Consider the following 5,606-nt stretch of genomic DNA (forward strand, 5'->3'; position numbering starts at 1 on the left):
ATTTTTTCATACTCTGGAGTGACTTTGCGAAAATTTCCTGGGCTTCTTTTATCTAAAAAACTATCCAAATTATCTGGGTCGCCGTGAACTGACCAATAAGCTACTGTTGTGTAAGCAATCTCCATAAATTCACTAATTTGTCGATAAGTTTTTCCGTCATTTATTAGCAATAAAATTAGAACCTTTTCCCTTACGTAATTATCGTCAGACTCTTTTAGTAGTTTAATGAGTCTCTGCTTTTGATTTTGAGATAGATGGTTTTTGGCTGGCATACATTATAACTAATTATCGCTTATTTTCTTATATTTATATTATACAATCTAGCTGCGTATCAGCTTAACCCATATCGGGGAATTTAAAATTAAGATGTGCGGCACAAATAGTGCAAACCGCTACGTATTGTTCATAAATCTCAACCTCAAGTGAGACTGGTTTTGACTGCGCTTTCTCAAAAATAAAGTTGGTAAAATTAATATTTTACCCATTTTAAAAATAAGCAAAAAACTGTTTGGAGAATCCAAAGTACACTGTTTCCATAAATTAGCAAGCGGTAACAGGTAGTGGCATTCGCCAGTATAATAATTCCTATGAGAAATAGCAGCAAAACAACAACTAACTTTACCTGCTAACCTTGGATAGTGATGCTCTACAATAACGAAATACTTCCAACATTAACTCTAGAGAGCAGCCTGAGAAATATTAATATTCTTCTTTATAAGCTGTTATCCTTACGCAGGATGGAATACCTCGCAGTGGATCGGGAACTTAAGATTAAAGAAATATCTTTGAAAGTGCAAGATTTTGGCTACATTCATGAGGAAGTAGCCGAAGGAAAAGACGTGCGCGATTGTTTTCCTGAACTGATTGGAATTGAAGGAATCCTTGAAGGCATTCTTGAAGAACGAGAGCAAGACTTTCAGTTAAAATCAATTACCCGAGTTCTCAAAGATGGATCTTATTTGTATCTAAATTTGTACATTTTTGGCTATAAGGGACAAGCCAATGCTGACAGATTGATTATTTTATGCGAAGATGTGACAGATAGCATTGTAGCTCAGCAAAGCCTGCTTCAGGCTGCCAACGAAAACAGTATTAAAGTCGATTACTTAGCTGCGACTGGAGATTATATTGACAAAATTATTAATTCCCTAGGCGATGTTTTGTTAGTAACAGCACCATCCGGAAAAATCAAAAAAGTGAATCAAGCTGCACAGCAATTATTTGGATATACACAAGCGGAATTTATCGGCAAATCCATATCCATGATTACGACGGACGAAGAATTGTTGCGCAAAATCAGCCAGCTACCTCCTGCACTTAAAAGCGAATATTGGCCTCAAGTAAAAGTAGCTTGCCAAACGAAAATAGGTTTAAAGCTGATTGTCGCGTTTTCATGCTCTACTTTCAATACAAGCATAGGAAGCAAGTATCCAGATAGCGAGGTTCTACAAGATTTTGTTTATATCGGCAAAGACATTACCAAGCAAGAGCGCATAAAAAATTGTCAAGAAGCACAGTATGCTGTTACTCATATCCTGTCAGAATCAAGTTCTCTAGATAGCGCAACTCCGAGAATTTTGCAAGGTATTTGCCAAAGTTTTGGGTGGGATATTGGCGAACTGTGGACGCCCGCAGAGGGGGAGAAAGAAACTAGATTGGGTGCGACAATAAAATCCGAAAAACAGCCGCTTTGGTGTCTGCCACTTTGCAGTCCGATCGAGGAAACTCCTTGTTGGCGGCGGGTGGCAGTTTGGCAGGCAGCGGAAGAAGTTAGCGAGTTTGCCGAAAACGACCCGCAGATTACTTTGGCTCCGGGTGAGGGTTTGCCGGGAGCGGTTTCCAGGAGCGGTTCTCCGCAGTGGATTACTGATATTGCGGGCGATCGCACGAAATTGCGATCGCGCTTGGCCGAGGAAGCGGGACTGCGATCGGGATTCGGTTTTCCCATTCACGCTAGGGGCCATGTTGTAGGAGTAATGACTTTTTTTTGTCGGGAAGAACTGCCACCGGATCAAGAGTTACTTCAAATAATAGGTGGTTTAGGTTCTCAATTAGGCGAGTTTGTTAAGCGCAAATTTGCGGAGCAAGAATTGCAAAAAGCTGAAGCTTCAATCCGATTTTTGTACGAACAAGAAAAACGGCAAAGTGAAGAATTAGCTCGGCAAAATTTAGCTTTAGAACAAGCCAAATTAAAATTAGAAGCAGCTAACATGGAATTGCAGCGCCTCGCTTCGATGGACGGATTGACTCAAATTCCCAACCGTCGCTGTTTTGACCAAAAATTGGAGTTAGAATGGCAGTGCATGGAGCGAGAAAAAGAGTCGCTGTCTTTGATTTTGTGCGATATCGATTTTTTCAAACTTTACAACGATCGTTACGGGCATCAAGGAGGCGACGAATGTTTAAAACAAGTGGCGCAGATTTTAGCTAGCAACGCTCAGCGGGCGGGAGATTTAGCTGCCCGCTACGGCGGCGAAGAATTTGCGGTAATTTTGTCGCGAACTGATATGAAAGGAGCAATGCGGGTAGCTGAATCAATTCGCAGCGATTTGAAAGCTGCGGCAATTTTTCACGCTGCTTCCAAGGTAAGTAAGTTTATAACTCTCAGTATCGGGATCGCTAGTGCTGTGCCTTCTACTGGTTTATCGATTGAGGGGTTAATTGGACAGGCCGATCGAGCGCTTTATCGAGCTAAACTAGAAGGGCGCGATCGTATAGTTTGCCTAGACTTGAAAAGAGAATTTCAGGGCGGGAAAGGAGTATTTTCTGATGATTGTGAGAGAAGCTAAAATCGCTGACGCACCTGCAATCGCACGGGTTAATCTAGATACTTGGCGGACAGCTTACCGGGAAATTGTACCAGCAGATTACCTCGCACAGCTATCCTATGAAAAAGGAGAAAGCCGTTGGCAAGAAATCCTCGTCAAGGCAGAAAAAAGTGAAGATTTTGTGTGTGTAGCTGAGAATGACGAGGGAAAAATTGTGGGTTTTGCTGCGGGTGGTCGCGAGCGAACTGGCAAATATATTTATCAAGGAGAATTATTTGCCATCTATATTTTGGAGGAATATCAGCGTCAAGGAATCGGACAGCAACTTGTGAGAACAGTTGCAACAAAATTGGCAGAATTAACTTTGAATTCGATGCTGGTTTGGGTACTGGCAGACAATTCAGCTTGCAGGTTTTATGAATCTTTAGGAGGTGAAAAAGTGGAGGAAAAACAGACAAGCAGAGCAGGAATTGCAGTCAAAGAAATTGCCTACGGTTGGAGGGATATCGCAGTGCTGATTAACACGCCCGCCTGACGTAAAAAGTGGAAATTTTATCAATCATTTATCAAACTCCCCCTCTTCATTTGTTCCCGTTCAATTGCCTCAAACAAAGCTCGAAAATTCCCTGCCCCAAAACCTCCCGCTTGCACTTGTTTGCCGTTAACTAAAGTAACTCGGCGCTCAATCACCTCGAAAAAGAAAGTCGGTTCTGCAAAAATTGGCTGGGTAAAGATTTGCAGCAGCATCGCTGCGGGAGTATCTTCTTGCCAATCTGCCAAAACTTCAGAAGCTGCAATTGATTGCCAATCTGCAGGCAAATAGTTTTGCCGCTGCTGCAATTCGGAGTAGTATGTTGGAGGAACAGGCAGAAAAGGCAAACCGCGCGATCGCAAATCGGCAACAACCCCCACAATATTATCAGTTTGCAAAGCCATGTGCTGAATTCCCGGCCCCCGATTTGCACTCAAAAACTCTTGAATTTGAGAATTAGTTGATGCCGGTTCATTAATCGGGAATTGCACCCCACCTTCAGCGTGCACCATAACTTGGCTCCGCAAAGCCGATTTCTGAGTCTGAATGTCAAAATTTTGCTGGGGTTGAAAACCTAATATTTTTTGATACCAACTAACAGCACTTGACAAATCGCCAGATTCAACATTTAACACTACGTGGTCAATCAAGGTAAACAGCGGCAGCTTACCCAAACCCGATAGCAGTGAATGGCCACCAATTCGCTCAACGAGCGTGTGGCTTAAATCTCCCCAGCCAGCGATTTTTGCGCGCTTAAAATAGCCTCCTTCGTTTAGGTCTTCTTGAATCGGTTCGAGGATATTAGCGCCTTCGGCAGCCGCTCTAGCTACCGCTAATTCGATATTTTTTACCCGAAAACCCACATCGCCAATCCCGGGAGGATGAAACTTCAACCAACTAGCAGCGGGACTAGCGGAAGTTAGGGGCGAAGATAAAACAAAACATACATTGCCGCTGCTGACAACTTCAGTTTGAGTGTGGCTGTTGGCATAACCTGCTGTTGATTGAAAGCCTAAGCGGCTGACAAACCAGTCGCGGGATATTTTAGCATTTTCCACGTAAAAGTGAATGCGATCGAACTCCATAATCAATAATTGAAAATGGAAAGTGAAAAATGGAGAATCGGCTGATTTTCAGTGGGAAACTGCAAGGGAGGAATTGAGGAAAGGATATTTTTCATGTATTTTTAGTGCGCGCGCTTAATAATAACGTAAAAATTTAATATCCTAAATCCCCCTGAAGGCAGAAATAGGTCGGCAATTAAAAGAAACCCGGTGTCTGCGATAACTTGGAGTCGGCCGCGAGGTCTGCCTCAAGCGGTCAGGTGTACCCATAAGCAGCCTAGATATAGAGGTTACGGGCAAGTTCTCAAACTTAAAGATGTCATAATTTTTCTGGCTTTCAGCTTCCGCTGCCGAATCCCGAATGCCTTCAAATCACTCCTCAATCGCTAAAAGAACAAATGGCTTTCCGGCTGAATATTAATCTCCATCGGCACAGCTTGCGGGTCAGCCGAAAGAGCAAACATAATCGCATTTGCGGCAGTTTCGGTACTCAGCATTTTTGACCTGTCTACCTTCAAACTCACATTATCCCAAAACGGAGAATCCACCCCGCCAAAATAGAATAGCGTAAACTTAATGCCGTAGCGTCGCAGCTCATCTGCCATGCACTTGCTGAAACCAACTACCCCAAACTTTGAAGCGCAATAAGCCGTTCCCATCGCCATTGAATGCTTCCCCAAAATCCCGATGACATTGCAAATGTGGCCGGATTTGCGCTCTTTCATCACATTCGCCGCTGCTTGAGACGTGTAAAAATTGCCTTTCAAGTTCAAGTCAAGCATTGCATCTAAATCAGCGGGTTCTAACTTGTTCCACTGCTTGAGAATTCCGGCACCGGCGGCGTTTACGAGGGCATCAATTTGTCCGAAATGCCCCACAGCTTTGTGCATCAGCGTCTCGACTTGCGGCAAATCGGTGATATCTGTGGGTACGCACATTATCTCTGTTACTGAAAGTTCGCTAGCTAAAGCGTCTAATTTACTGCTGTCTCTGGCGGCGAGCACTAGCCTCGCACCCGCATCAGCGAGTTTGCGGGCTACCGCTGAACCGATGCCGCCAGTCGCACCCACCACAACCACAACTTTGTCGTGCATATCCCTTTACATTTCTTTACGTCCAGTTTGTATGATAGCTCAAGTTGCTAGTAATGGGGGTGCTTATATATCAATACGGTTTACTTAAGGTCGAACAAGTGATAAACTATATATGATATACAAAAAGTAAATCAAGTATAGTGCCGTA

At 43.4% G+C, this 5,606-nt stretch carries 5 protein-coding genes; 2 read left to right on the plus strand and 3 right to left on the minus strand.

Annotated features, from left to right (window positions below; all coding sequences use genetic code 11):
- Positions 1-272 (minus strand): helix-turn-helix domain-containing protein (locus QUA13_RS31090; RefSeq protein WP_445242766.1); only part of this gene is annotated, 272 nt, incomplete at its 3' end.
- A gap of 465 nt (positions 273-737) precedes the next feature.
- Here QUA13_RS31090 and QUA13_RS31095 point away from each other — a divergent pair.
- Together QUA13_RS31095 and QUA13_RS31100 are read left to right on the plus strand one after the other, a co-directional pair.
- The gene (locus QUA13_RS31095; protein ID WP_333204778.1) at positions 738-2,789 is read left to right on the plus strand and encodes a diguanylate cyclase; all 2,052 of its coding nucleotides are present in this window, start codon (positions 738-740) and stop codon (positions 2,787-2,789) included.
- On the plus strand, positions 2,770-3,303 hold the full coding sequence (locus QUA13_RS31100) for a GNAT family N-acetyltransferase (RefSeq protein ID WP_333204780.1): 534 nt from the start codon (positions 2,770-2,772) through the stop codon (positions 3,301-3,303). The genes QUA13_RS31095 and QUA13_RS31100 overlap by 20 nt, the downstream gene beginning before the upstream one ends.
- A 20-nt stretch (positions 3,304-3,323) precedes the next feature.
- Here QUA13_RS31100 and hppD read toward each other — a convergent pair whose 3' ends face one another.
- Together hppD and QUA13_RS31110 are read right to left on the minus strand one after the other, a co-directional pair.
- Positions 3,324-4,385, minus strand: a complete 1,062-nt coding sequence (hppD, locus tag QUA13_RS31105; protein ID WP_333204782.1) for a 4-hydroxyphenylpyruvate dioxygenase — start codon at positions 4,383-4,385, stop codon at positions 3,324-3,326.
- Positions 4,386-4,750: 365 nt separating this feature from the next.
- Positions 4,751-5,458: an SDR family oxidoreductase gene (locus QUA13_RS31110; RefSeq protein WP_333204784.1), complete on the minus strand. Its 708-nt coding sequence runs from the start codon at positions 5,456-5,458 to the stop codon at positions 4,751-4,753.
- Between the last annotated feature and the right edge of the window lie 148 nt (positions 5,459-5,606).

The organism is Microcoleus sp. S28C3 (genome assembly GCF_036700785.1).
Classification (GTDB): Bacteria; Cyanobacteriota; Cyanobacteriia; order Cyanobacteriales; family Microcoleaceae; genus Microcoleus; species Microcoleus asticus.

Bases quoted from the DNA above. Each gene is read 5' to 3' on its own strand.
- QUA13_RS31095 (WP_333204778.1), top strand. From the start codon at position 738: ATGGAATACCTCGCAGTGGATCGGGAACTTAAGATTAAAGAAATATCT.
- QUA13_RS31100 (WP_333204780.1), top strand. From the start codon at position 2,770: ATGATTGTGAGAGAAGCTAAAATCGCTGACGCACCTGCAATCGCACGG.
- hppD (WP_333204782.1), bottom strand. From the start codon at position 4,385: ATGGAGTTCGATCGCATTCACTTTTACGTGGAAAATGCTAAAATATCC.
- QUA13_RS31110 (WP_333204784.1), bottom strand. From the start codon at position 5,458: ATGCACGACAAAGTTGTGGTTGTGGTGGGTGCGACTGGCGGCATCGGT.